Annotated in this window: 18 protein-coding genes, 1 tRNA gene and 1 pseudogene; 11 read left to right on the top strand and 9 right to left on the bottom strand. The window is 73.7% G+C overall.

The window, feature by feature from the left end; genetic code table 11:
* Positions 1-28: 28 nt before the first annotated feature.
* Positions 29-1,489, top strand: a complete 1,461-nt coding sequence (locus tag HDA32_RS20265) for a benzaldehyde dehydrogenase (RefSeq protein ID WP_179644718.1) — start codon at positions 29-31, stop codon at positions 1,487-1,489.
* A 158-nt stretch (positions 1,490-1,647) separates the two neighbouring features.
* Here the strand turns inward: HDA32_RS20265 and HDA32_RS20260 are convergent, their stop codons facing one another.
* From HDA32_RS20260 to HDA32_RS20235, 6 genes are all read right to left on the bottom strand, one after another.
* Entirely contained in the window at positions 1,648-2,052 is a 405-nt protein-coding gene (locus HDA32_RS20260; protein WP_179644717.1) for a hypothetical protein, read from the bottom strand.
* A gap of 300 nt (positions 2,053-2,352) precedes the next feature.
* Positions 2,353-3,243: a carbohydrate ABC transporter permease gene (locus tag HDA32_RS20255; protein WP_312863258.1), complete on the bottom strand. Its 891-nt coding sequence runs from the start codon at positions 3,241-3,243 to the stop codon at positions 2,353-2,355.
* Positions 3,240-4,163 (bottom strand): carbohydrate ABC transporter permease, encoded by a 924-nt coding sequence (locus HDA32_RS20250; protein WP_312863257.1) that lies wholly within the window; start codon positions 4,161-4,163, stop codon positions 3,240-3,242. Before HDA32_RS20250 ends, HDA32_RS20255 begins: the two co-directional genes overlap by 4 nt.
* Before the next feature lie 28 nt (positions 4,164-4,191).
* Positions 4,192-5,598, bottom strand: coding sequence for an ABC transporter substrate-binding protein (locus HDA32_RS20245; protein WP_179644715.1), 1,407 nt, complete (start codon positions 5,596-5,598; stop codon positions 4,192-4,194).
* A 44-nt stretch (positions 5,599-5,642) separates the two neighbouring features.
* Positions 5,643-6,962 (bottom strand): glycoside hydrolase family 15 protein, encoded by a 1,320-nt coding sequence (locus tag HDA32_RS20240; RefSeq protein ID WP_246334431.1) that lies wholly within the window; start codon positions 6,960-6,962, stop codon positions 5,643-5,645.
* Entirely contained in the window at positions 6,962-7,717 is a 756-nt protein-coding gene (locus HDA32_RS20235; protein WP_179644714.1) for a GntR family transcriptional regulator, read from the bottom strand. The genes HDA32_RS20240 and HDA32_RS20235 overlap by 1 nt, the downstream gene beginning before the upstream one ends.
* A gap of 184 nt (positions 7,718-7,901) precedes the next feature.
* Between HDA32_RS20235 and HDA32_RS20230 the strand changes: the two genes are divergently transcribed.
* The 4 genes from HDA32_RS20230 to HDA32_RS20215 all read left to right on the top strand — a co-directional run bounded on the left by HDA32_RS20230 (position 7,902) and on the right by HDA32_RS20215 (position 11,802).
* Complete coding sequence (locus tag HDA32_RS20230) at positions 7,902-8,657, top strand: sugar isomerase domain-containing protein (protein ID WP_179644713.1); 756 nt, start codon at positions 7,902-7,904, stop codon at positions 8,655-8,657.
* 179 nt (positions 8,658-8,836) lie between these two features.
* Entirely contained in the window at positions 8,837-9,544 is a 708-nt protein-coding gene (locus tag HDA32_RS20225) for a RibD family protein (RefSeq protein ID WP_179644712.1), read from the top strand.
* The gene (locus HDA32_RS20220; protein WP_179644711.1) at positions 9,541-10,002 is read left to right on the top strand and encodes a cytidine/deoxycytidylate deaminase family protein; all 462 of its coding nucleotides are present in this window, start codon (positions 9,541-9,543) and stop codon (positions 10,000-10,002) included. Before HDA32_RS20225 ends, HDA32_RS20220 begins: the two co-directional genes overlap by 4 nt.
* A gap of 180 nt (positions 10,003-10,182) precedes the next feature.
* Positions 10,183-11,802, top strand: coding sequence for a serine/threonine protein kinase (locus HDA32_RS20215; protein ID WP_179644710.1), 1,620 nt, complete (start codon positions 10,183-10,185; stop codon positions 11,800-11,802).
* Between the two features lie 59 nt (positions 11,803-11,861).
* On the opposite strand, the gene HDA32_RS20210 is transcribed toward HDA32_RS20215, so the two are convergent.
* Positions 11,862-13,172 (bottom strand): alkaline phosphatase family protein, encoded by a 1,311-nt coding sequence (locus tag HDA32_RS20210; protein ID WP_179644709.1) that lies wholly within the window; start codon positions 13,170-13,172, stop codon positions 11,862-11,864.
* Positions 13,173-13,447: 275 nt separating this feature from the next.
* Here HDA32_RS20210 and HDA32_RS20205 point away from each other — a divergent pair, with 275 nt between their 5' ends.
* Positions 13,448-14,233, top strand: a complete 786-nt coding sequence (locus tag HDA32_RS20205) for an alpha/beta fold hydrolase (RefSeq protein ID WP_179644708.1) — start codon at positions 13,448-13,450, stop codon at positions 14,231-14,233.
* A 19-nt stretch (positions 14,234-14,252) separates the two neighbouring features.
* Here the strand turns inward: HDA32_RS20205 and HDA32_RS20200 are convergent, their stop codons facing one another.
* Positions 14,253-16,766 carry a DEAD/DEAH box helicase gene (locus HDA32_RS20200; RefSeq protein WP_179644707.1) on the bottom strand — a complete coding sequence of 838 codons (2,514 nt, stop codon included), beginning with the start codon at positions 16,764-16,766 and terminating at the stop codon, positions 14,253-14,255.
* A gap of 247 nt (positions 16,767-17,013) precedes the next feature.
* Between HDA32_RS20200 and HDA32_RS20195 the strand changes: the two genes are divergently transcribed.
* A tRNA-Ile gene (locus tag HDA32_RS20195) sits at positions 17,014-17,087 on the top strand.
* A gap of 462 nt (positions 17,088-17,549) precedes the next feature.
* Positions 17,550-18,494, top strand: a complete 945-nt coding sequence (locus HDA32_RS20190; protein WP_179644706.1) for a ribose-phosphate diphosphokinase — start codon at positions 17,550-17,552, stop codon at positions 18,492-18,494.
* A 656-nt stretch (positions 18,495-19,150) separates the two neighbouring features.
* Here the strand turns inward: HDA32_RS20190 and HDA32_RS32230 are convergent.
* A pseudogene (locus HDA32_RS32230) lies at positions 19,151-19,317 on the bottom strand (IS982 family transposase); the annotation flags it as partial.
* 346 nt (positions 19,318-19,663) lie between these two features.
* On the opposite strand from HDA32_RS32230, the gene HDA32_RS20185 reads away from it, so the two are divergent.
* From HDA32_RS20185 to HDA32_RS20175, 3 genes are read left to right on the top strand one after another with little or no spacing between them, the layout of a single operon-like run.
* Positions 19,664-21,100 (top strand): uracil-xanthine permease family protein, encoded by a 1,437-nt coding sequence (locus tag HDA32_RS20185; RefSeq protein WP_312863256.1) that lies wholly within the window; start codon positions 19,664-19,666, stop codon positions 21,098-21,100.
* 50 nt (positions 21,101-21,150) lie between these two features.
* Positions 21,151-22,545 carry an amidohydrolase family protein gene (locus HDA32_RS20180; RefSeq protein ID WP_179644705.1) on the top strand — a complete coding sequence of 465 codons (1,395 nt, stop codon included), beginning with the start codon at positions 21,151-21,153 and terminating at the stop codon, positions 22,543-22,545.
* Positions 22,542-23,252 (top strand): sulfite exporter TauE/SafE family protein, encoded by a 711-nt coding sequence (locus HDA32_RS20175; protein ID WP_179644704.1) that lies wholly within the window; start codon positions 22,542-22,544, stop codon positions 23,250-23,252. Before HDA32_RS20180 ends, HDA32_RS20175 begins: the two co-directional genes overlap by 4 nt.
* Positions 23,253-23,276 lie beyond the last annotated feature (24 nt).

The raw sequence follows: 23,276 nt of genomic DNA, 5'->3' as shown, positions 1-23,276 counted from the left end.
CACCACCATCTCGAGCAAGGAGCACACCATGGGTCTGCTGAACGACGAGACCTGGACCGGCAAGGTCTTCACCGGGGAGTGGGTGAGCGCCCGGGGCGGTGACGCGCCGGTGGTCTCCCCCGCCACGGGGGCCGAGATCGGCAGGATCGGGTCGGCCGACGCCGACGACGTGACCGCTTCGGCTGTCGCTGCCGCGGGGGCGCAGCGAGAGTGGGCCGCGGCCTCGTTCGAGGAGCGGGCGGCGGTCCTGCGCCGGGCCGGCGACCTGTTCACCGAGCACGCCGCCGAGATCGCCGGATGGCTGGGCCGGGAGGCCGGGTCCGCGCCGGGCAAGGCCGGCTTCGAGGCGCACCTGGCCGTCACCGAGGCCTACGAGTGCGCGGCACTGGCCTCCCAGCCGGTGGGGGAGGTGCTGCGCACCGCCAAGCCGCGGCTGAGCCTGTCCCGCAGGGTGCCCGTGGGCGTGGTCGGCGTGATCGCGCCGTTCAACTTCCCCCTCATCCTGGGCATGCGCTCGGTCGCCCCGGCGCTGGCGCTGGGCAACGCGGTCGTGCTCAAGCCCGACCCGCGCACCGCCGTCAGCGGCGGCGCGGTGATCGCCGAGGTCTTCCGGGCCGCCGGCCTGCCCGAGGGCGTGCTGCAGGTGCTGCCCGGCGGGGCCGAGGCGGGCGTGCGCCTGGTCGAGGACCCGCGCGTGCGCGTCATCTCCTTCACCGGCTCCACCGCCGCCGGCCGCAAGGTCGGCGAGGCGGCCGGCCGGCACCTCAAGCGCGCGCACCTGGAGCTGGGCGGCAACTCCCCGCTCATCGTGCTCGACGACGCCGACCTCGACAGCGCCGCGTCGGTGGGCGCGTGGGGCTCGTTCCTGCACCAGGGCCAGATCTGCATGACCACCGGGCGCCACCTGGTGCACGCCTCCGTCGCCGACGCCTACGTGGAGCGGCTCGCGGCCAAGGCCGAGGCGCTGCCGGTGGGCGACCCTGAGTCGGGCGAGGTGGCGCTGGGCCCGATCATCGACGCCGGGCAGCGCGACAAGATCCACTCGCTGGTCACCCGCAGCGTGGAGTCCGGCGCCAAGCTCTCCGCCGGCGGCGTCTACGAGGGCCTGTTCTACCGGCCCACGGTCCTGGACCAGGTCCGCTCGGAGTCCCCGGCCTTCGCCGAGGAGGTGTTCGGCCCCGTCGCCCCGGTCATCCGCTTCGAGACCCTGGACGAGGCCGCCGACATCGCGTGCGCCAGCGACTACGGGCTGTCGCTGGGCATCCTCACCGCCAACCCGATGCGCGGCTACGAGCTGGCCGAGCGCATCCCCTCGGGGATCGTGCACATCAACGACCAGACCGTCGACGACGAGGCCGTCGCCCCCTTCGGCGGCGTCGGCGACTCGGGCACCGGATCGCGCTTCGGCGGCACCACCGCCAACATCGAGGCCTTCACCGAGACCCAGTGGGTCACGATGCGGGCCGACACCGCCCGCTACCCCTTCTAGAGCCGCCCGAGAACCCCCTCCCACGCCGGCCCCCGCACCCCCTCCCCGCGGGGGCCGGCCCCTTTCTTCACGCGGGGCCGTGCGGCCGGAGCGGAGTGCGGCGCCGGACCGGTGGCCCGATGGCGTCCGGGCGGCCCGGGAGGTGGTCGGGGCCTGTGTCAGGAACTCCGGCGCCGCACGATGTTCAGCGCGGCCGCGATGAGCATCAGCACCGCCGAGGGGAGGAAGTACAGCCCCACGGACGCGAGTCCGACCAGGCACCACAGCAGCAGGACGATCGCCGTGACGATGGTGGAGACCCGCTCGACCCAGGGGCCGAACACGAGCGGAACGGCCGGAACGAGCGCGGCGGTCACCACCAGGAGCAGGGGGAGCCCGGCGGCCCCCAGGCTCCGGTCCGGGCTCTCTCCCTGACTGCTCTCGGTGATGAAGCCGGGCAGGAGTACCACGGCGGCGGCGATGATCCCGGCGGCCAGGGACGCCACGATCCACCCCGGCGCCGTCCAGCGCGTGCGGCCGTCCGGCGTCCCGCCTCCGGCCTGCCGTCCACCCGCTCCGCTCACCCCGGTCCTCTCCTCGCCTGGACGCAGTCGACGTCGTCCCGGCTCCGGTCGGCTTCGTCGCGTACCGAGCCGACGCCGATCCGGATCGGGTCCTCCCAGTATGTCTTCAGGTATCCGCTGGAGTCGACGCGGGCTCGGGCGGCGGGTGGATTCCGTTCCGGCCGCGCCCCGGAAGCCACCCCAGGACCATGGAACCGGCCCGGCCAGGGGAGTCGCCGAAGTCGACGAACCGGACTTCCGCAGACATCGGTACTCGGCCAGAACGGAGGGCGGAAGAGGGCCGGCGCGGAGAGAGGCCGTTCAGCCCTTCTCCGCTCCCGCTGTCAGGCCGGAGATCAGCAGGCGCTGGGCGAGCAGGAAGCCGGCCACGACCGGGACGGTGATCGCGATCGAGCCGGCCATCAGCACCGGCGCGGGGACGTTGAAGTCGGTGAGCTGGGCGATCCCCAGCGACACCGTCCAGCGCCGCCGGTCGTCCACCAGGAACAGCAGGGCGAACAGGAACTCGTTCCAGGCGATCATGAACACGTACAGCGCGGTGGCGGCGATGCCGGGCATCGCCATCGGCAGCACCACCCGCCAGATCACCTGCATGCGGTTGCAGCCGTCGACCTCCGCGGCCTCCTCGACCCCGACCGGGACCGCGTGGAAGTAGTTGCGCAGCATGTACAGCGAGACCGGGATGGTCTGCGCCAGGTAGATGAGCACCAGGCCGGTCAACGAGCTGGTCAGGCCGATGCGGCTGAACACCACGAACAACGGGACCGCGAGCACGATGCCGGGGAACAGGTAGACCGCGAGGAAGAAGCCGTTGACCGAGTCCCGGCCGAAGAAGCGCAGCCGCACCGCCGCGTAGGCGCCCAGCACGCTGCACGCCACCGCCAGCGCCGTCGTGCCCAGCGCCACCGCCAACGAGTTGCGCATGAACCGGGCCAGCCCGAACCCGCCGGCCGACTCGTCCCGCAGCGCCTCGACGTAGGCTCCGGCGTCCACCTCGCCCGGGGCCGGCAGCGCCAGCGGCTCGGCGACGACGTCGGCGAACGGCCGCACCGACAGCACCACGCCGTACAGCAGCGGGCCCGCCGCGGCGGCGACCGCGCCGGCGATCACCAGCACGCGCAGCACCCCCAGCACGCGCCGCTCCACGGCGTGGCGGTCCAGTGGGCGCCGCGCCCGCGCCGGGGCGGTCACCGCGCCCCCTCCTTCCGCGTCATCCGCACGTAGGCCAGCAGCAGCACCGACAGCGCCAGCGTCATCAGCAGGCCCAGCGCCGACGCGGCGCCGATGTCGGCCCGCGTGATCAGCTCCTCGTAGACCCGCACGGCGACCACCTCGGTGCCGCCGGCGCCGCCGGTGAGCAGGTAGACGTCGTTGAAGTTCTGGAACGACCAGATGAAGCGCAGCAGCCCCAGCAGCGCGAGCACGCCGGTGAGCTGGGGCAGCAGGACGTGCCGGAAGCACTGCGTGGGCGAGGCGCCGTCGACGATCGCCGCCTCCTCGATGTCGCGGGGCGCGGCCTGCAGCCGCGCCGTGATGAACAGGAACGCCAGCGGGAAGGACTTCCACACCTCGAAGGCGATCACCACGCTGAGTGCGACCGGCACGGGCAGCCCCGCGATGTCGATGCCGCGCGTGGTGAGGAAGTTGATCGGCGCCTCCCAGCCGAGGAAGCGCCGCCCCACCTCGTTGACCGCGCCGTACTGCGGGTTGAGCAGCGTGGTCCAGATCGTGGTCGCGGCCACGACCGGCAGCACGTAGGGGACCAGCATCAGGCCCCGCACCGCACCCCTGCCGGGGAACGGCCGGCGCAGCGCCAGGGCCAGCACCAGCCCGGCCAGCACCGACCCGACCGTGGTCAGCGAGGCGTAGACGACGGTGGTGCGCGCCGCCTCCCAGAAGCCGGCGCTGGAGAGCACCTCGGCGAAGTTGTCGAACGTGATCCCCAGGTCGGCGGGCGACATGAAGCGGATGTCGATCAGCCGCACGTCCTGGAACGCCAGCACCACGCTCGCCGCGAAGGGCGCCAGCACCACCAGGCCGACGACCAGCAGCGTCGGCGAGACGAGCAGCCGCCCGTGCAGCTCCTCCCTGCGCCGGCGCGTCCTCACCACGGCCACCTCCCCGAACGCGTCCCGGCGACTACTCGACGTCGGCCCGGACCTCTTCGGCGGACCGCGCCATCCGTTCGGCGTAGGCCCGCGGATCCCCGTCGTCGAACAGCGTGTTGACATCCTGCACCAGCGTGTTCTGCGCGGCCAGCGAACCGGCCAGCGCGGCGTGCCCGGTTCCGTAGCCCCAGCGCCGGAAGTTCTGCGCGCCGTCCACGATCGCCTGGACGGTCTCCTCGTCGTAGAGATCCGAGAGCGGCGCGCGGGTCTGCTCGTCCTCGCCGGTGGGCAGGTCGGCCCAGGCGTCGGCGTAGGCGGTGGGATCCTCCTCGGTGCCCGTGCGCACCGGCACGCGGCCCTCGGTGGAGACCTCCAGGGTCTCCAGGTAGCCGTCGCCGAGCAGGAACTCGATGAACCGCCGCGCCGATTCGGCGTCGGCCCCGCGCGGCACGCCCAGGTTCAGCGTCAGCCCGTACTGCGCGCCGGCGGGGTCGTCCGGGCCGGTGAGCACGGTCGCCACCCCGGAGTTCTCGGCGAGGAAGCGCGGGTCGTCCTCGCACTCCGCGCAGGTCGGGGGGAAGTCCGGGGCGAGCCCGGCCAGCTCGTCGAAGATGTGGGAACCCCAGAACAGCATCGCGGCGTCACCGGCGAGGTAGGCCGCGCGCGTGGTCTCCACGTCCTGGTCGCCGCTGACCGAGGCGTCGGCCATCCGCGCGTAGAGCTCCAGCGCCGCGGCGCACTCGGGCGAGTCCAGCGTGACCTCCCCGGAGTCGTCGGCCAGCCGGCAGCCGTTGGCCAGCAGCAGCGCCTCGATGGTCTGGGTGGTGAACGGGTCGCCGGGCTTGGTGCCCAGCACGATCCCCGCCGTCCCGCCGCCGTCGAGCTCCTCGGCGGCCTCGGCGATGTCGGTCAGCGACTCCGGCGCGTCCAGTCCGGCGGCCTCGAACAGGTCGGTGCGGTAGACCAGCACCTGACCCCATCCGTCGCTGGGCACCGCGGCGAGCTCGCCGTCCAGGGTGACCATGTCCAGGGCCCGCTCGCTGAACGTCGAGCGCCCGAGCGCCTCGACCACGGCCGCCGGCACCTCGGTGTCCAGCAGGCCCTGCGAGCTCCACGCCGCGGCCTGGTCCGGCGCCAGCAGGATCACGTCGGGGACGTCGCCGGAGGCCGCGCCGGTGACCAGGGACTGGTTCTGGTCGGCCGCGCCCATGGGCACCACGGTGACCTCGATGCCGGTCTCCTCGGTGAACCGCTGCGCCGTGGCCTCCTGCTGGGCGAGCCGGTCGGGCGTGACGTGCGGGGTCCACAGCGTGATGCCCCCGCCGCCGGCGTCCCCGCCCGCCTGGCAGGCCGCGCCGAGCAGCAGCGCCGCTGCGAGTGCGGACGCCGGCCGGGCGCGCGGGGCGCGGCGGCGCGGACGGCTCCTCGTCACGGGCATGGGACCTCCTGTGCGGTCGTGGCCTCTTTCAGCCGTGGCCTCTTTCAGATGGGCGGGACGGGCAGCGGGCGGCCGTCGAGAGCGGCCAGGGCGATCAGGACGCTCGCGCCGGTCAGCGCCAGCGGGGCCACGGCGGCGGGCCGGCCGGCGGCGGTGACCTTCTCCGGCAGGCAGCCCAGGCGGGTGCGCCGCGCGTCCAGCCAGGAGAGGAGCTCCCCGGCGAGGGCTTCGTCGCCGACGGAGGCCGCGGTCATCGCGAACAGCGACACCTGCGGGGTCCAGGCGGTCTCGGTGTCGGCCCACTCCTCGCCCGGGCGCACGCCGCCGTTGGCCAGCCGCAGCGCGGGCACCGTGCGCCGCCACGCCGCGAGGGGCCCGGGCGTCTCCGGCGCGAACGGCGGGAGCAGGAAGGCCACCGAGGCGTCCCTGCCGCCGCCGGTGGCGCGCCGCGGGTAGTCCAGTGCGGCGAAGTGCTCCTCGATCCCCGCGCGCAGCACGACGGAGGTGCGCGCGCACTCCAGCGCCGCATCGTGCTCGGCGAGGCGGTGCAGCAGGTCCGCGCCCGCGCGGGCGCCCAGCAGCAGGGGAGCGGCCGAGCCGAGCGTGGCCTCGGCGGTGTCGTGCTCCCAGTAGTCCTGCGACGGGCGCGGCAGCCCGCTGCCGGGATCCACCGCCGCCGTGATCGCGTCAGCGGCGGCGAGCAGGCACGGGGCGAGTTCGGCCAGTCCACCGGTCACCCGGGAGCGCGGCGCGGTCCGCGCCCAGACCCAGGCGGCCCACAGCGTCCAGCCGATGCCGTCGAGCTGGGTCCCGCGGTCGTCGGGCACCCGGCCCGAGCCGTCGGGCAGGTAGCGGGCCTGCCAGGTGCCGTCGGCCTCCTGCAGGGCCGCCACGCGGTACAGGATCCGCAGCGCGTCGCCGTGGAACCCGGTCAGGCACAGCGCGGCGGCGCAGTACCCGGCGTCGCGCGGCCAGACGTAGCGCCAGTAGGGGCTGGCGGCGGCGACCATGGCGCCGTTGGGGTGCAGCAGGGTGCGAACGTCGACGAGCGCGGTGCGCGCCATGTCGGCGAACGCGGTGCCGGCGCCGGGGACCGACGCGGCCGCCAGTTGCGCGCGCGCCTCCCGTACGGCCTCGTCCGTCGCCTCGGCGGCGCCCGGCAGCGCCGCGCCGCCCGGGTCGAGGAAGCCGGTGCCGGCCAGGCGCCGCGCCCGCGAGTGGGGCGGGACGACGACGGGCGCGCCGTCCGCGCCGACGACGGCCCCGTCGGAGTACAGCCGGGTCTCGGGCGACCACGCGGTGCCCCGGGTGCCCAGCGCGGCGGTGTCGGCGAGGTCGCCGGGATCGACCATCGGAGGGCACATCAGACCTCCCCGGGTGCTCCGGTCGCGACGGGCGGGCCGGGCGCGTCGCAGGCCCGGGTCACCGTCGTGAAGTCGTAGCGGTCGCCGCGGTAGAGCGAGCGCCCGTGCTCGACGCGGCGTCCGTGCTGGTCGACGCTGAGCTGATCGACGTGCAGCGCCGCGCTGCGGTGCGGCACCCCCAGCAGGTCGGCGTGCTCGCGGTCGATGTTGACGGCCCGGATGCGCCGGTCGGAGCGGCTGATGCGCACCCCGTAGGCTTCGGCGAGCAGCGCGTAGAGGGAGCCGGTCAGGTCGTGTTCGAGCAGGCCGGGGAGCAGGGCGGCCGGCAGCAGCACGCGCTCGACGCAGATCGGGACGTCGTCGGCGAGCCGCACCCTGGCCACCTCGTGGACCTCGTCGCCGGCCTCGATGCCCAGTTCCAGCGCGACCGCCATGTCGGCGCGGACCGTGCCGGTGGCGATCACCCGCGTGGCGGGCCGGTAGCCGCGGGCCTTGGCGTCCTCGGAGAACGAGGACAGGATCGGCGCCTTGGAGACGCGGGGGCGTGCGGCGAACGTGCCCACGCCCGGCACCGAGCGCACCGCGCCGTCGGCCTCCAGCAGCTTCAGCGCCGCGCGGACGGTCATCCGCGAGACCGCGAAGCGCTCGGCCAGGAGGCGCTCGGCCGGGAGCACGTCGGCGGGGCCGAGCAGCGGGATCAGATCGCGCTCGATCAGCGAGCGCACGTGCTCGGCCTTCGGCGCGCGGCGCGTCATCCCGCCTCCCCTCGTCGTACCGGCGGTGCGCGGCGGCATCCGGCGGCATCCGGTGCGGGCCCGACGCCGGCCTCCTCGGCACCGGGACGTCTTTCCTCCCGCTGAAGGTAGACCAACTCTGGACCGTTGGGTAGACCTGTGGTCTATTTGATTTCGACGCGGTGCCGACGGCGAGGGCGTGGACGTGAACGACGACGCAGGGCGAACAGGGGCGGCGGCCAACTACTTCGCGGCGCTGCAGGCGCTGCTGGCCGAGGTGGCGGCGACCCAGTCCGAGGCGATCGACTCCGCGGCCCGGGCGGCCGCGGCCTGCGTCGCCGACGGCGGCATGGTGCACGTGTTCGGCAGCGGGCACTCCCAACTGGTGGCGATCGAGCCGATGGTGCGGGCCGGCGGGCTGGGCGCGGTCGCCGCGGTCGTGGATCCGGCGCTGTCGTCGGTCCGGCCACGCCGGGCCGCCCTCACCGAGCGGCTGCCCGGCTACGGCGCCGCGACGATGGAGCTGGCCGACCTGCGCCGGGGCGAGGTGCTCTTCGTCGTGTCCAACTCCGGCATCAATCCGGTCCCCGTCGACGCCGCGCTGGCGGCCAGGGAGCGCGGCGTCCACGTGGTCGGGGTGACCAGCTTGGCCCACTCCGGGGCGGCCTCCCCACGCCACCCGTCGGGGCGGCGGCTCTTCGAGGTCGCCGACACCGTGATCGACACCCGCGTCCCGCCCGGCGACACCGCGATCACCGTCTCCGGCGCGGCGACCGGCGCGGTCTCAACCATCCTGGGCTGCGCCGTCCTGCACGCGGTGACGGCGCGGACGGTGGAGCTCCTGGCCGAGCGGGGCGTCGAGGTCCCCCTGCTGCGGAGCCAGAACCTGGACGGCGCCGAAGAGTCCAACGCACGCGCCCTGGCCCCCTACCGCACCCGCCTGGGCCCTCAGACGGCCTGACGCGGAACCCCGCGCCGCGCTCCTCACCGCATCCGGCGAGCACGGCCGCGGAGCCTCGCCGGGGGCCGGGAGTGCGGCGCGGCACGCTCCGCCGGACACCGGTGAGCCCGCCCCGAGCCCGGCCCGTGCGCGGCGGTGCGGGCCAGGAAGGCCCCTCCGGGGTGGCTAACCTGGCAGGCATGACCGACCAGCCGGCCCCCGTCCGCCCCTACACGATCCTGAGCTGCGCCATGTCCGTGGACGGCCGCATCGACGACGCCGGGCCGGACCGGCTGCGGCTGTCCAACGAGGCCGACTTCGACGAGGTGGACGAGCTCCGGGCCGGGTGCGATGCGATCCTGGTGGGGGCGGGGACGGTCCGGGCGGACGACCCCCGGCTGCTGGTGCGCTCGCAGCGGCGGCGGCAGCGGCGCCTCGCCGAGGGCAGGACGGCGCATCCGCTCAAGGCGGTGCTCAGCGCGAGCGGCGGGCTCGACCCCGGTGCGCGGATCTTCACCACCGGCGACGCCGGCGCGGTCGTCTACACCGGCGACGGCGCGTACGCCGCCGCCGCGCGGCGGTTCGCCGAAGCCGCGGGCGTCGACGTCGTGGCGGCCGGGGACCCGCCGGAGCCGGGCGCGGTGGCCGCCGACCTGGCGCTGCGCGGCGTACGCCGGCTCATGGTGGAGGGCGGCACGGCGGTGCACACCGCGTTCCTCACCGCGGGGCTGGCCGACGAGCTCCGGCTGGCCGTGGCACCGTTCTTCGTGGGCGATGCCGCGGCGCCCCGGTTCGTCGATCCGGGAGCCTTCCCGTACGGCCCCGGCCGACCCATGCGGCTGGCCGAGACCCGGGCCATCGGCGACGTGGTGCTGCTGCGCTACCTGCTCGACGGGGACCGCGCGTGAGCGCCGCGCGGGCCACCGAGGCCGACCGCGACCTGCTGCGCGCCGCGATCGGGCTGTCGCGCTCCTGCCCGCCGTCGACCACGGCGTTCTCGGTCGGCGCGATCGTGGCCGGCGCCGACGGCGGCGTGCTCGCCGACGGCTACTCGCGCCGCGACGACCCGCACGACCACGCCGAGGAGGCGGCGCTGCGCGCCGTGGCGCCCGGCGACCCCCGCCTGGCCGGCGCGACGATCTACAGCTCGCTGGAGCCGTGCAGCGCCCGGGCGTCGCGGCCCTGCTCGTGCACGAGCCTCATCCTGGCCACGCCGATCCCGCGGGTGGTGTTCGCCTGGCGGGAGCCCTCGCTGTTCGTCGACTGCGAGGGCGCGGAGCTGCTGCGCGCCGCCGGGCGCACCGTGGTGGAGGTGCCGGAGCTGGCCGAACTGGTCCGCGACGTCAACCGGCACCTGCTGGGCTGACGTCCGGCGGGCCGCCCTGGTCCGATGCGGGGGTTTCCTCTACGATCGTGCATCGGTCGGAACCGTTCGGGGCCCGGGCCCGTCCGACGTCCGTGCCCGAACGTTCGCCCGCTCACCCGGCCGGCTGAGCGCGCCGCCGCGCGCCGTGCGAAATCGATTTCTCCTTGGGGGACCCTTTCTATGTCACACCGCCGACCGCTGCGCCACGGCGACCCCGACCGGATCGGGGGATACCGGCTGACGCACCGGCTGGGGCAGGGAGGCCAGGGCACCGTCTTCCTCGGTGTGGGCGCCGGCGGCGAGGAGGTGGCGCTCAAGACGCTCAACACCGAACTGGCGCAGGACCCGGGGTCCCGGCAGCGGTTCGAGCGCGAGGCGGCGGCGGCCCGGCGCGTGGCTTCGTTCTGCACCGCCCAGGTGCTCGCCGCCGACTTCGCGGCCGTCCCGCCCTACATCGTCAGCGAGTACGTCGAAGGACCCTCGCTCAAGGACGACGTCGCCGCACGCGGGCCGCGTTCGGGGGCCGCGCTGCACCGCCTCGCGGTCACGAGCGTGACCGCGCTGGTGGCGATCCACGAGGCCGGCATCGTGCACCGCGACTTCAAACCGGCCAACGTCCTGCTGGCAGCGGACGGCCCGCGCGTGATCGACTTCGGCATCGCCCGCGTCACCGACAACACCGGGACCATGACCGGCGCCATCACCGGCACCCCCGCCTACATGGCCCCCGAGCAGATCACCGGCCGCTCCGCCATCGGCGCGCCCGCCGACGTCTACGCCTGGGGCGCGGTCATGGTCTACGCCGCCACCGGGCACGCGGCGTTCGCCGGCGACTCGGTCCCCATGCTGATGCACCGGGTCCTGCACGAGGAGCCGGACCTGAGCGGGCTGGACGGCGACTGGCACCACCTGGTCACCGCGTGCCTGAACCGCGACCCCCGGCTGCGGCCGACGGCCCACAACGTGCTCATGAGGCTGGTCAGGTGGCAGCGGGGCGGGGCCCCCGCCGCGCCGGGGCCCGCCGCGGCCCCGGCGCCCGCCCCCGCCCGGCCCGAGCAGCCGATGGGCATGGCGGCTCCGACGGGGGAGGACGCGCCGACCGGACCGCGCGGCGACGGCGCGCGGGCGGGCGCCGATCCGGTCGACCCGACCGCCCGCCCCACCCGGCGGCGCGGCACCGGACTGGTCCTGACGGGCGCCGCGACGGCCGTGCTGCTGGTGGCCGGCGGCCTGACCGGCGCCTATGCGCTGACGCGCGACGACGACCCGGTGGCGTCGGCCGCCGATCAGCAGAGCGCACAGGAGCAGGCGGCTCCCGAGCCCAGCGCGAGCGAGTCCGCGGCCGAGCCGACGCCCTCCGCCGAGGCCTCCGCGCAGACCTCGATCGACCCGAGCCCGTCGGCGCAGGACGAGGAGTCCGCGGCCGACGACGCGGCCGAGGAGGACGGGGAGACCGAGGAGGACTCGGCGGAGCCGGAGCCGACGAGCTTCCCCGCCTCCTACGCCGGCACCTGGATGGGGCGCTGGCCCGGATACAACTACGACCACTGGGACTTCCGGATCGTGATCCCGCAGGGCGGCGGGACCGGGCAGTTCAGCCGGCTCGACGGCAAGTGCGACGCGGCCATCACCGTCACCGGGGCCGCCGACAACGGCGGCTACACCGCCACGCTCAACCAGACCGGCCCGGAGTGCACCACGCACACCACCGGCACGATCCGGGCGAACGGCGACCTGATGGACGCCGACCTGCACCCCAGCGCGACCGAAGAGGGACTCGGCCTGCAGCTCAACCGCTGATCCCCGCCCGGCGGGGCCGAGGCGCCGGGGTCCGCCGCGAAAGAGCCGCCGGCGCCCCGTCACAGGGAAGCGGACAGGACCTCGTGCAGCACCCGCCCCTGCGCGTCGGCCGGAGGGTCGACGCCCAGCAGGCGGCTGACGGTGGGGATCACGTCGACGGTCTCCGGGCGCTCAGGCGCCGCGCCGCGCCGGATGCCGGCCCCGGCCAGGATCAGGGGGGCCGCGGCCTCGCGCACGCTCGCGTGCCCGCCGTGCTCCTCGCCGTCCACGGCGCCGGGGTCGAGGAACGCATAGGGCGGCCGCGCCTCGATCACGAAGTCGCCCTCCGCCGCGGCGGCGCCCATCGCGTCGAGCTCGGCGCGGCCGTGCACGCCCTCCAGCTCGGGCAGCCCCCGCAGCAGCGACTCGATCCGCCCGCGCCCGGTCCCGGTCGCGGCGTCCCCGCGCAGGTAGACGTTTGCCGCGCGCGGGGTCGCGGTGAGCACCACCTCGGTGCCGGGGTCGGGGGCCTGCCCCGAGTACAGCCGCTGGACGGTGTGGCCCGCTTCACCGATCGCGCCGAGCACCTGCGGTTCGAGGGATTCGGTGTAGCCGGTCATGCCGTGGTCGGACACGAACACGAACGTGGTGCGCGCGGCGATCCCGGCCTCCCCGACGGCATCGATGATGCGGCCGAGGCCGGCGTCGAGCTCGGCCAGCCGGCGCGGGATGCGCTCGGAGCCGGGCCCCTCCTCGTGGCCGATGGCGTCCACGTCGGCGGTGTAGACGGCCAGCAGATCCGGGATCCGGGGCACGGTGACCCGGACGCCGCCGGAGTCCACCGGTTCCCCGCGCAGCACCCGCACCGCGGTGTCGACGTTCTCCTCCCACGTGGCGCCCTGCGTGTAGAGCCCTTCGGGGTCGCCGTAGGCCGCGCCCTCGTCCTGCACGATGTACCACCCGGCCGAGACCACGGTCCCGCCCTGGCGGCGCAGGCTCTGCGCGATGTTCTCGGCGGTGAGGATGCGGGTCTGCCCGATCGCCCTGCCGGTGGCCGGGTCCAGCACGTAGGCGACGTTGCCGTGCACGGCCGGGCGCGCGCCGGTCGCCAGGCTCGCGCGGTTGGGGTTGGAGACCGCCTTGTAGGTGCAGGCGGCGACGGAGCGGCCGCCCGCCTTCGCGAGCGAGCGGAGGTTGGGCAGCAGGCCGCCGTCCAGGTGCGCATCGATGTAGCGGGGGTCGACGCCGTCCCAGTCGACCAGCACGACGTGGCGCCGGGCGGGCGGCCGCGGGCGGGACGGCCGCGGCGCCATCATCGTCGAGAGCCCGGCGGCCAGGGGCGGACCGAGCGCGCCGATCGCCGTCGTGGTCAGGAAGACCCTTCTGCGCATGGGCGTCCTTGCTGTCGTCGGGACGGCCGGGGTCGGGCCGCGGCACAAGGAGCGTACAGAACCCGGTGGGCCGGTGAGGGGACCGGCGGTGCCCGCGGCGTGTGCGGGGCGCCCGCCTGGCGCGGCCGCCGCCCGCACCGCCGTCCGCGCCGCCACGCTCGTCCGGCCCCGCGGCCCGCATATCCGCCCCGGGAACGGGCAGCGGGCGGGCACGGCCGGTCCCCGCACCGGGCCCGGCGTCCGGGGAGCACGGCACGCGGTGAAGTGGGGAATCCATGAGACGTGACGAGTGGCGGCCGCCGCCGTTCCCGAACGACGTGGCCACCGACTTCCATGACGGGCCACTGGGACGCATGCGCAGCAGGAGCGTGGGGCGGCGCCGGCCGGACGTCCCGGAGGTCGTGCTCGTCCAGGGGATGGCGGTCTCCGACTACCTGCTGCCGGGGCTGGGGGCGCTCGGCGCCTGGACCCGTGCGCACCTGGTCGAGCTGCCGGGCCTCTCCGGCAGCGGAGAGCCCCCGCACGAACTCGACGTGCCGGAGTTCGGCCGGTGCGTGGCCGAATGGGTCACGGCGCGGCGGCCGGGCCGGGTGATCCTGGCCGGCCACTCCAGCGGGACGCAGGTCGCCGCCCGCGCCGCCGTGGGGCACCCCGACGTGGCCGGCGTGGTCCTGGCCGGCCCGACCGTGGATCCGGCGGCCCGAGGACTGCTGCGGCTGCTGGTGCGCTGGCGGCTGGACGGTCGGCGCGAACCGCCCGGCCTCGGCGAGTCGCACCGCCCGGAGTGGAGGCGGGCGGGCGTGCGTCGGCTGCTGCACGTGGTGCTCGTCCACCTCGACGACCCCATCGAGGAGCCGGTCGGCCGGCTGGAGGTTCCGCTACTGGTCATCCGCGGCGAGGACGACCGGGTCAGCTCCGAGGCGTGGGCGCGCCGACTGGCGGCGATGCGGCCTGACGGGAGGTACGTGCAGGTCCGCGGCGCCCACACGTTCCCGTGGCTGGACCCGCAGGCGTGGTCGGGGCCCGTGCGCGACCTCGCGGCCCGCGTCGGCGGGCCGTGACCGGGCGTCTCCCCGGTGATCACCCCAGCCGGTTCACGCCGACCACGCGGACGACCGCCCGGCCCTCCTCGTCCGAGGCGCCCAGGTCGGCCTCGGCGCTGATGCCCCAGTCGTGGTCCCCCGCGGGGTCGTCGAAGACCTGGCGGACCTCCCACGTCCCCGCCTGCTCCTCGATGAGCAGCAGCTTGGGGCCGCGCGCGTCGGGGCCGGTCCCGATCCGGTCGTGCTCGTCGTAGTAGTCGGCGAGCGCGTCCTCCCAGGCCTCGGCGTCCCAGCCGTCCTCGGCGTCGAGCCGGCCCAGCTCGTCGTAGCGGCGCAGGGCGGCCAGCTCGACCCGCCGGAACAGCTCGTTGCGGACCAGGACCCGAAACGCCCGGTGGTTGGCCGTGACCGGCTTGGGCCGCTCCTCGACCGGCGCCTCGGGCGACTCCTCCGCCGGGTTGGTCAACTGCTCCCACTCGTCCAGCAGGCTGGAGTCGACCTGGCGGACCAGCTCGCCCAGCCACTCGGTCAGGTCGAGCAGCTCATCGGTCTTGGCGTCCTCGGGAACGGTCTGGCTGACCGCCTTGTACGCACTGGCCAGGTAGCGCAGCACCAGGCCCTCCGAGCGCGCGAGCTCGTAGAAGCCGACGTAGTCGGTGAACGTCATCGCGCGCTCGTAGAGGTCGCGCGCCACCGACTTGGGGCGCAGCGGGTGGTCGCCCACCCACGGGTGGCCGCGCCGGTAGACCTCGTAGGCGTGGTCGAGCAGCTCCTCCAGCGGCTTGGGGTAGGAGATCTCCTCCAGCCGCTCCATCCGCTCGTCGTACTCCATCCCGTCGGCCTTCATCTGCGCGACCGCCTCGCCGCGGGCCTTGTTCAACTGGGCGGCGAGGATCTGGCGAGGGTCGTCCAGCGTCGACTCCACCACGGTCAGCACGTCGAGGGCGTAGGTGGGGGAGGCGGGGTCGAGCAGGTCGAACGCCGCCAGCGCGAACGTCGACAGCGGCTGGTTCAGGGCGAAGTCGGGCTGCAGGTCGACGGTCAGGCGCGCGGTGCGGCCCTCGGCGTCGGGCTCATCCATCTGCTCGACGATGCCGCCGTCCAGCAGCGACCGGTAGATCGCGATCGCCTCGCGGATGTGCCGGCGCTGGTTGCGGCGGTCCTCGTGGTTGTCGGTGAGCAGGTGCCTCATCCCGGCGAAGCAGTCGCCGGGCCGGGCGATGACGCTCAGCAGCATCGCGTTGCTGACCCTGAACCGCGAGGTCAGCGGTTCGGGCTCGGCCGCGATGATCTTCTCGAACGTGCTCTCGTCCCAGCCGACGAACCCCTCCGGCGCCTTCTTGCGCACGACCTTGCGCCGCTTCTTCGTGTCGTCGCCCGCCTTGGCCAGCGCCTTCTCGTTCTCCACGACGTGCTCGGGGGCCTGCAGCACCACGTTGCCGACGGTGTCGAACCCGGCCCGCCCGGCCCGCCCGGCGATCTGGTGGAACTCCCTGGCGCTGAGCCTGCGCACGCGGGAGCCGTCGTACTTGGCCAGCGCGGTGAACAGCACCGTGCGGATCGGCACGTTGACGCCGACGCCGAGGGTGTCGGTGCCGCAGATGACCTTGAGCAGCCCGGCCTGGGCCAGCCGCTCCACCAGGCGGCGGTACTTGGGCAGCATTCCGGCGTGGTGCACGCCGATGCCGTGCCGGACGTAGCGGGAGAGGTTGCGGCCGAACCGGGTGGTGAAGCGGAAGTTGCCGATCTCCTTGGCGATGGCGTCCTTCTCGGCCCTGCTGCACATGTTGATGCTGGTGAGCGACTGCGCGCGCTCGACGGCCTGGGCCTGGGTGAAGTGCACGATGTAGACCGGGGCCTCGCGGGTGCCGAGCAGCTCCTCCAGCGTCTCGTGCAGCGGCGTGGTCCGGTAGGAGTAGAACAGCGGGACCGGGCGCTCGGCCGAGCTGACCACGGCCGTGGAGCGGCCGGTGCGCCGGGTCAGGTCGTCCTCGAACCGCGACACGTCGCCCAGCGTCGCCGACATCAGCAGGAACTGCACCTGCGGCAGCTCCAGCAGCGGCACCTGCCAGGCCCAGCCGCGGTCGGGCTCGGCGTAGAAGTGGAACTCGTCCATGACCACGGTGCCGATGTCGGCGTCGGCGCCGTCGCGCAGCGCGATGTTGGCCAGCACCTCGGCGGTGCAGCAGACGATGGGGGCGTCGGCGTTGACGCTGGCGTCACCGGTCATCATCCCGACGTTGGCGGTCCCGAAGACCGCGCACAGCTCGAAGAACTTCTCCGACACCAGGGCCTTGATCGGGGCGGTGTAGAAGGCGCACTCGTCCCTGGCCAGCGCCGCGAACAGCGCACCGGCCGCGACCAGGCTCTTGCCCGAACCGGTGGGGGTGCTCAGGACGACGTTGGAGCCCGACACCACCTCGATGAGGGCCTCCTCCTGGTGCGGGTAGAGCGTGAGCCCTCGCTCCTCGGCCCAAGAGGCGAACGCTTCGAACAGGGAATCGGGTTCTGCGCCGGCAGGCAGTCGATCGATGAGACTCACGTGTTCCATACTGCCCGCTCCCCGAGCCCCCCTCGTCCATGCCGGCCGGAGGCCCTCGTCCGGTGGCGGCTGGTCCGCGCGGCGGCCGCCCCGACCCCGTCGGGACCCCCGGCCCCGCCCGAGGCGCCTGAGCCCGCCGGGGACCGCTGAGCCCTGGGCAGCCGCCCCGCCCTGTTAAGATGTGCTGCAACCCGGCCGTGTCAAGCCGGACCCTCCCATGCGGGGCCGGCGCACCCACCCCGCACGCCGCGTTCGCGGGCCGGTAGCTCAGCTGGTCAGAGCAGGGGACTCATAATCCCTGGGTCGCGGGTTCGAGCCCCGCCCGGCCTACCCCTCTCAGGCATTGAAAAAGCGCCGCCGACCTGCTGGAACAGGCCGACGGCGCTTCACCGTACTGTACGGCTGGTTACGGTTGCGAGCGGTCGTGACCGGCCGCCCACGCTGAATACGCGCAGAAGTCCGCGCGGGCAGCAGTCGTCGAACCCTGGCGACGCCGATGTCCAACGTGCGCCACGCCTCAGGTCGCACATCCGGTCCGCCCGAGGCGCGCGAGCCGATGGCGGATACGCGCTGAGAACCGGCCGCTCCGGAAGAGCGGACCCTCCTTCGCCTCCGGCGGCCGGTCACGGCCGTTCCGCGTTCCCGTGCACCGTTGCAGACCGCTGAGACCCCGGTTTCAGTAGCATTGGCTCCGGTCAGGGGTCAGGAGCACGGAAGGCGCGCGAACCGGGACCCGGTGCGTTTCCCGGCCGTCCTGTTCCGGCCCGGAACAAGGACGTGTGAAGGGCTTCCATGCGGGACATCGTCATCTTCTCCGGTAGCGCCCACCCCGAGGTCGCCGAGGAGATATGTGCTCACCTGGGGAAGCCGTTGTCCCCGACGCGCGTTTCGCGCTTCGCCAACGACTGCCTCGAAGTCCAGTTGCAGGCGAACTGCCGGGAGCGCGACGTCTTCGTCATCCAGCCGCTGGTTCCCCCGGTGCAGGAGAACCTCGTCGAGCTGCTCCTCATGCTCGACGCCGCCCGGGGAGCCTCCGCCGCGCGCACGACCGTGGTGATGCCGCACTTCGCCTATGCCCGGTCGGACAAGAAGGACGCCCCCCGCATCTCGATCGGCGCCCGCCTCGTCGCCGATCTCCTCACCACCGCCGGCGCGAACCGCGTCCTGACCATGACCATGCACTCGCCGCAGGTCCACGGGTTCTTCAGCGTTCCGGTGGACCACCTCCACGCGCTGCGCGAACTGGCCGGGCACTTCCGCCGGCTCGACCTCTCCGACACGGTGGTCGTCTCACCGGACTTCGGCAACGCCAAGGCGGCCTCCGCGTTCGCCCGGATGCTCGGCACGCCGGTCGCCGCGGGGGCCAAGCAGCGGATCAGCGACGACCGCGTCAGCATCACCTCGGTGATCGGCGACGTCAGCGGCCGCGACGTCGTCATCCTCGACGACGAGGTCGCCAGGGGGAGCACCGTCCTGGAACTCATCGACCGGCTCAAGGAGGACGGCGTCCGATCGATCCGGGTCGCCTGCACGCACGGCCTCTTCACCGACGGGGCCCTCGACCGCCTGTCCAAGCTGGACGACGTCACGGAGATCGTCTGCACGAACACGGTCCCCATGGAACCGGGCAAGACGTCGCCGAAGCTGGAGGTGCTCTCGGTCGCTCCCGCGTTGGCCGAGGCCATCCGGCGCATTCACAACGGCGAATCCGTCAGCACGCTCTTCGACGACCGCTGACGGGCGTGCGGCATGCCGGGACGGTCGCCGCCGGCGGCCGCCCCGCGGGCCCGATCGAGCCGGGCGGTGGCGCCGATGAGGAGAGGGGATGCCGGTGTGGACGAGCGTGATCGAGTCGGTCCCGCAGGCGCTGGACTCGCTGGAGCGGCTCTTCCCCGAGGCCCAAAAGCATGCGAGGCGCCGCGGACCTTGCCGGTCGTACCGGCTCCGCTGGTGCCCGCGTGGGCTGGAGCGGGAAACAAGAAGCTGGAAACTGCAAATGCGGAAAGAACGGCAGATGCACGCCCAACCTTTGACGTTATTAATCATCCGTCCAGATTCTGTTTGGCCTTAGCGGTCCGTCTGGAAGTAGTCAATGAAGAGCGTGGGTGCATGCTGGATGTTGAATCGCCTGGGTGCCGGAGTGTGGAGGTGATTTCCTCCGCCTTCCTGAAGTCATCAGGAGTTCCCAGGTCAGCAGCGACTCTGCTCGGGGTTGGATGATGAGCGGAGCGTACTGGCGCCTATCTTTTCCTGTGCATATCGCGATTGCATTACCTCTTTTCCCTGCTCCTGTGTTCGCGAGTCATGAGGCGGACGCATGAGATGCTCCATCCCCTAAACCGCTGATGGGAGACAGTGCGTCCTGGTCAGTGATCGCTTGGCAGGGGCTAGGCGGCGATCTCGCCCCTCTGCGAGCGGTTGACCGTGACTCGGGAGGCGCCGCAGCGCAGCGGGGCGCCATCCATCAACCGCAGCCGCTCATACCGGGTGCGAACCGCCCGAGCCAACCCATAGCCGCTGTGAGCAGGGCGGGCGCCACCGCGTGCAGGTGGCGGCTGTATCAGGGTTTAGCCAGCCCCTTCCTGCCCGAAGGCCGTCGACAACGCCGCGAAACGATGAACCCGGACGCGGCGGTGGGCGTCGCCTCGGTCGCGTACGGGTTCTGATCACAGCGTCGCTCCTTCCGGTGTTCCTCGGGTGGTCGTCTCCGTGCCGGCCTGCGCGGAGCAAACGGGAGAAGACGGTAGGCGTCGGCAGCGGGCGGATCGCCGGAAGCGCGGCGCCGCCGCCCTCCTGGGCCCTTGACCTTGGTGCGACCCAGGTCACATACTGGTCGCCAAATCGATTTGGCGCAGTGGCGTCCCTACTCGGCCAAGTCCCGGCAGCCAGCCGAACGGAGCCCGATCGTGTCCTCCCCCAAAGCGCGGCACCCCGTCGACGAATACCGGCCCCTGCACAGGATGCTGCTCTTCGGCCTGCAGCACGTGCTCGTCATGGCCGCAACGCCCATCTCCAGCGTGTTCCTGGTCAGCGCCACGCTCGACCTGTCCACCGGCATCACCGTGAACCTGCTCTCGGCGGCTTTCGTGCTGTCGGGCCTGGGATCGGTGCTTCAGTCGCTGGGACCGTGGAAGGTCGGCGCCCGACTGCCCTTCGTGATGCTGCCCGGCGGTGCGCCCGTCGTGCTGTTCATGGCCATCGCCCAGCAGCATGGGTTGCGCACCGCAACCGGCGCGGTCATCATCACCGGCGTCTTCTACCTGCTGGTGCTGCCGGTGTTCTCCCGGCTGATCCGCTTCTTTCCCGCGCTGGTCATCGGCACGATGATCATCATCGTCGGAGTCAATCTGGTGAAGGTCGGCGCGCTGCTGGTCACCGGCGCGCCCGGCACCCCCGGCTTCGGAGACCCCGGCGACCTGCTGCTGGGTCTGGCCACCATCGGCTTCACCGTCGCCTTCTACTGGCTGTTCACCGGGGTGCTGCGCCAGCTCGCCGTGATGCTCGGGCTGGTCGCCGGGGCGCTGCTCGCCTTCTTCATGGGGACGGCCGACTTCGCCGGTGCCACCGAGGGCGGCCTGGTGCACGTGCCCCAAGCGCTGCCCTTCGGGGTGCCCGAGTTCAGCCTGCTCGCCTCGTTGCCGCTGCTGCTCTACAGCCTCGCCTCCATGGCCGAGGCCACCGGCCAGACCGTCATCAACGGAGAGGCCGTGGGCAAGGACGTCGACGCGCGCCGCGACGCGCCCAAGACCATCCGCGGCGACGCCGTGGTCTCCTTCGCCGGAGGGTTCTTCGGCCTGCCGCTCATGGTCACCAGCGGCGAAAACATCGGCATCGTCCGGGTCACCGATGTGCGCAGCCGCTTCGTCACGGTCGCCGCGGGCGTGCTGCTCGTGCTCATCGGCTTCTTCGCCCCGATCACCGCGCTGATCAACGCCGTCCCCTCGGCCGTTGTCGGCGGCACCGCCATGGTGGTGTTCGGCGTGATCGTGGTGCTGGGCGTGCAGATGATCGGCCGCGCAGACCTCGACGACCACACCACCACGTTCATCTGCGCGGTCGCCGTCGCGCTGGGGCTGCTGCCCATCCTCGTCCCCGGCGCCTACGCGACCTTCCCACCCAACGCGCGCATCCTGCTGGAGAGCGGGGTCGCGGTCGGCGCCTTCACCGCCGCCGTGCTCAACATCCTGTTCAACCACGTCCGTCCGGCACTGGGTCGCCGCTTCGGCAGGCGGGCCCCGGCCCCTGCTGCGGCACCCGCGGCCGAGGACGGGGTCCCGCCCGTCCCGCCGCAGGCTTCGGCGCGATCACGGGCCGAGGGGACCCGCGATGCGCCCAACCCCTGAATCCGCGGCGCAGTCCGCGCCGTGCCCGTCCCGAGCTGGAAAAGAGAGCCATGAACGAGCTCACCCCTGACCGTTTCGACGCCGGGCCGGCGCTGCTGGCGCCTGAACTGGTGCTGTTGCCCGAAGGGCCGGCGCGTGAACACGCCGCCGTCGTCGCCGACGGGGTGTTCACCGCGGTCGGACCGCTGGAGCGGCTGCGACGCGAGCATCCCGACCTGACCCCGGTGGCGCTGCCCGGCCACCTGCTGATGCCGGGGTTCGTGGACGCCCACCACCATCTGACCCAGGTGTTGGGCTCCTCGCTCGCCTTCGGCGAGCCCTCGGAGATCTTCCGCCGGGTGTGGATACCGCTGGAAGGAGAGTTGGACGAGGAGAGCGCCCACCTGTCGGCGAAGCTGGCGTCACTGCAGGCGCTGCGCGGCGGCTTCACCACGGTGGCCGAGGCCGGCACCCGCGCACCCGTTGACGTCGAGGCCGTCGCCGCGGCCACCCGAGAGGCGGGGCTGCGCTGCGTCCTGGGCCTGGTCTGCAACGACGTGGGCGAGCCCGGCACCACCCCCTCCGAGGTCCTGGCGCGGGCGGAGAAGCACCTCGCCCGCTACGAGGGTGATGACCTGGTGCACGCATCGCTGGCGGTCTCCATCCCCGAGGCCGCCACCGAGCGCACCCTGCGCGACACCGCCGGCCTCGCCCGCGAGGCCGGCGCGGTGGTGCAGATCCACGTCAATGAGCACCTGGCCTCCGTCGAGCGCTCCCTCGTGCGCCACGGCGTGCGCCCGCTGGAGCACCTGGACCGGGCGGGCGCGCTGGGCCCGCAACTCCTCGCCGCGCACGCCACCCTGCTCACCGCCGCCGAGGTGGAACTGCTGCGCGGGCGCGGCGCAGCCGTCAGCTACAACCCGATCGCCAGCGCCTGGAAGGGCGACGCGGTCGCGCCCGCGCTCACCCTGGCGCAGACGGGAGTGCGCTTCGGCCTGGGCACCGACGGCACTCGGGGCGACGCCTTCCGGCTGCTGGACGCCGCCGAGTCCGCCCAACGGATCGCCTACGGTCTGACCATGGGCGATTCCTCCTGCGGCGGCGGCTGGACCTGGCTGGAGCACGGCACCCGCGCGAGCGCCGACGCTGTCGGTCTGGGCGCGCTCACCGGCGAGATCGCCGCGGGCCGCGCAGCCGACTTCCTACTGGTGGACGTCACGGTGCCGGAGCTGCGGCCGTCCTGGGACCTGCCCTGGGAACTGGTCCGGCTGGCCGACCGCGACCAGATCACCGCCGTCGTCGTGGGCGGGCGGCTGCGGTTGTGGAAGGGCTGGCCCACCGACTGGGACGGGCGCGCCCTGGTGGAGCGTGCGGCGGAGGTCGGCCGGGAGGTGGTGGCGCGGGCCCGCATCACCCGGGCGCATCCCGTCTCCACCGAGCACCGTGCGCGAAACGGTGCGCGATGAGCCCCGCCACCCTCCTGCTGCTGGCCGTGGTGGTGGCCGTCGCCGCGTTCGTCCAGGGCAGCAGCGGCCTGGGTTTCGCGCTCATCGTCGCGCCGGTGACCGGGCTCCTCGACCCTACTCTGCTCCCGGTGTTCCTGCTGGTGGCGATGGTCCCGCTGAACCTGTACGTGGCGTGGCGGGAGCGCTCGGCGCTGGACCTGCGGGGGGCGGGCTGGATCACCGCGGCCCGGCTGGCGGCGACCCCGGGCGGGCTGATGCTGCTGTGGGTGGTCCCGGCCGAGCGGCTGGGGTTGTTCGTGGGCGTCGCGACGGTGCTGGCCGCGCTGGCCAGTCTCGCAGCGCCTTCCTTCACCCCGGGGCGCACGGCCTACCTCGGCGCGGGCGTCGTCACCGGCATCACCGAGACCGCCACCGGGGTGGGCGGCCCGCCGCTGGCCCTGGTCTACCAGCACCGCCCGCCCGCCGAGCTACGCTCCACGGTGGCGGTGTGCTTCCTGGTGGGCGAGCTCGCCTCGCTCGCCCTGCTGTTCGGCACCGGCCAGAGCGACATCGCCCAAGCCTGGCCGGCCCTGCTGATGCTGCCGGCGCTGGCCCTGGGAGCGGGGCTGAGCCGCCTGGTCCACCACCGGATCAACGCGCCGAGGATGCGGCTGCTCGTTCTGGGCTTCGCCCTGGTGTCGGGGGTCGTGCTGATGCTGGGGGTGTGAGTGCGCCGTCGCCGGGCGGCGGCC

It is taken from the genome of Spinactinospora alkalitolerans (assembly GCF_013408795.1).
Lineage (GTDB): Bacteria > Actinomycetota > Actinomycetes > Streptosporangiales > Streptosporangiaceae > Spinactinospora > Spinactinospora alkalitolerans.
The sequence above is the reverse complement of the archived record's forward strand: the minus strand, read 5'-3'. Positions and strand labels throughout refer to the sequence as shown.

Coding starts and splice junctions, on each gene's coding strand:
- HDA32_RS20265 (WP_179644718.1), top strand. CDS start 29: ATGGGTCTGCTGAACGACGAGACCTGGACCGGCAAGGTCTTCACCGGG.
- HDA32_RS20245 (WP_179644715.1), bottom strand. CDS start 5,598: ATGCCCGTGACGAGGAGCCGTCCGCGCCGCCGCGCCCCGCGCGCCCGG.
- HDA32_RS20240 (WP_246334431.1), bottom strand. CDS start 6,962: ATGTGCCCTCCGATGGTCGATCCCGGCGACCTCGCCGACACCGCCGCG.
- HDA32_RS20235 (WP_179644714.1), bottom strand. CDS start 7,717: ATGACGCGCCGCGCGCCGAAGGCCGAGCACGTGCGCTCGCTGATCGAG.
- HDA32_RS20225 (WP_179644712.1), top strand. CDS start 8,837: ATGACCGACCAGCCGGCCCCCGTCCGCCCCTACACGATCCTGAGCTGC.
- HDA32_RS20215 (WP_179644710.1), top strand. CDS start 10,183: ATGTCACACCGCCGACCGCTGCGCCACGGCGACCCCGACCGGATCGGG.
- HDA32_RS20210 (WP_179644709.1), bottom strand. CDS start 13,172: ATGCGCAGAAGGGTCTTCCTGACCACGACGGCGATCGGCGCGCTCGGT.
- HDA32_RS20205 (WP_179644708.1), top strand. CDS start 13,448: ATGAGACGTGACGAGTGGCGGCCGCCGCCGTTCCCGAACGACGTGGCC.
- HDA32_RS20200 (WP_179644707.1), bottom strand. CDS start 16,766: ATGGAACACGTGAGTCTCATCGATCGACTGCCTGCCGGCGCAGAACCC.
- HDA32_RS20190 (WP_179644706.1), top strand. CDS start 17,550: ATGCGGGACATCGTCATCTTCTCCGGTAGCGCCCACCCCGAGGTCGCC.
- HDA32_RS20180 (WP_179644705.1), top strand. CDS start 21,151: ATGAACGAGCTCACCCCTGACCGTTTCGACGCCGGGCCGGCGCTGCTG.
- HDA32_RS20175 (WP_179644704.1), top strand. CDS start 22,542: ATGAGCCCCGCCACCCTCCTGCTGCTGGCCGTGGTGGTGGCCGTCGCC.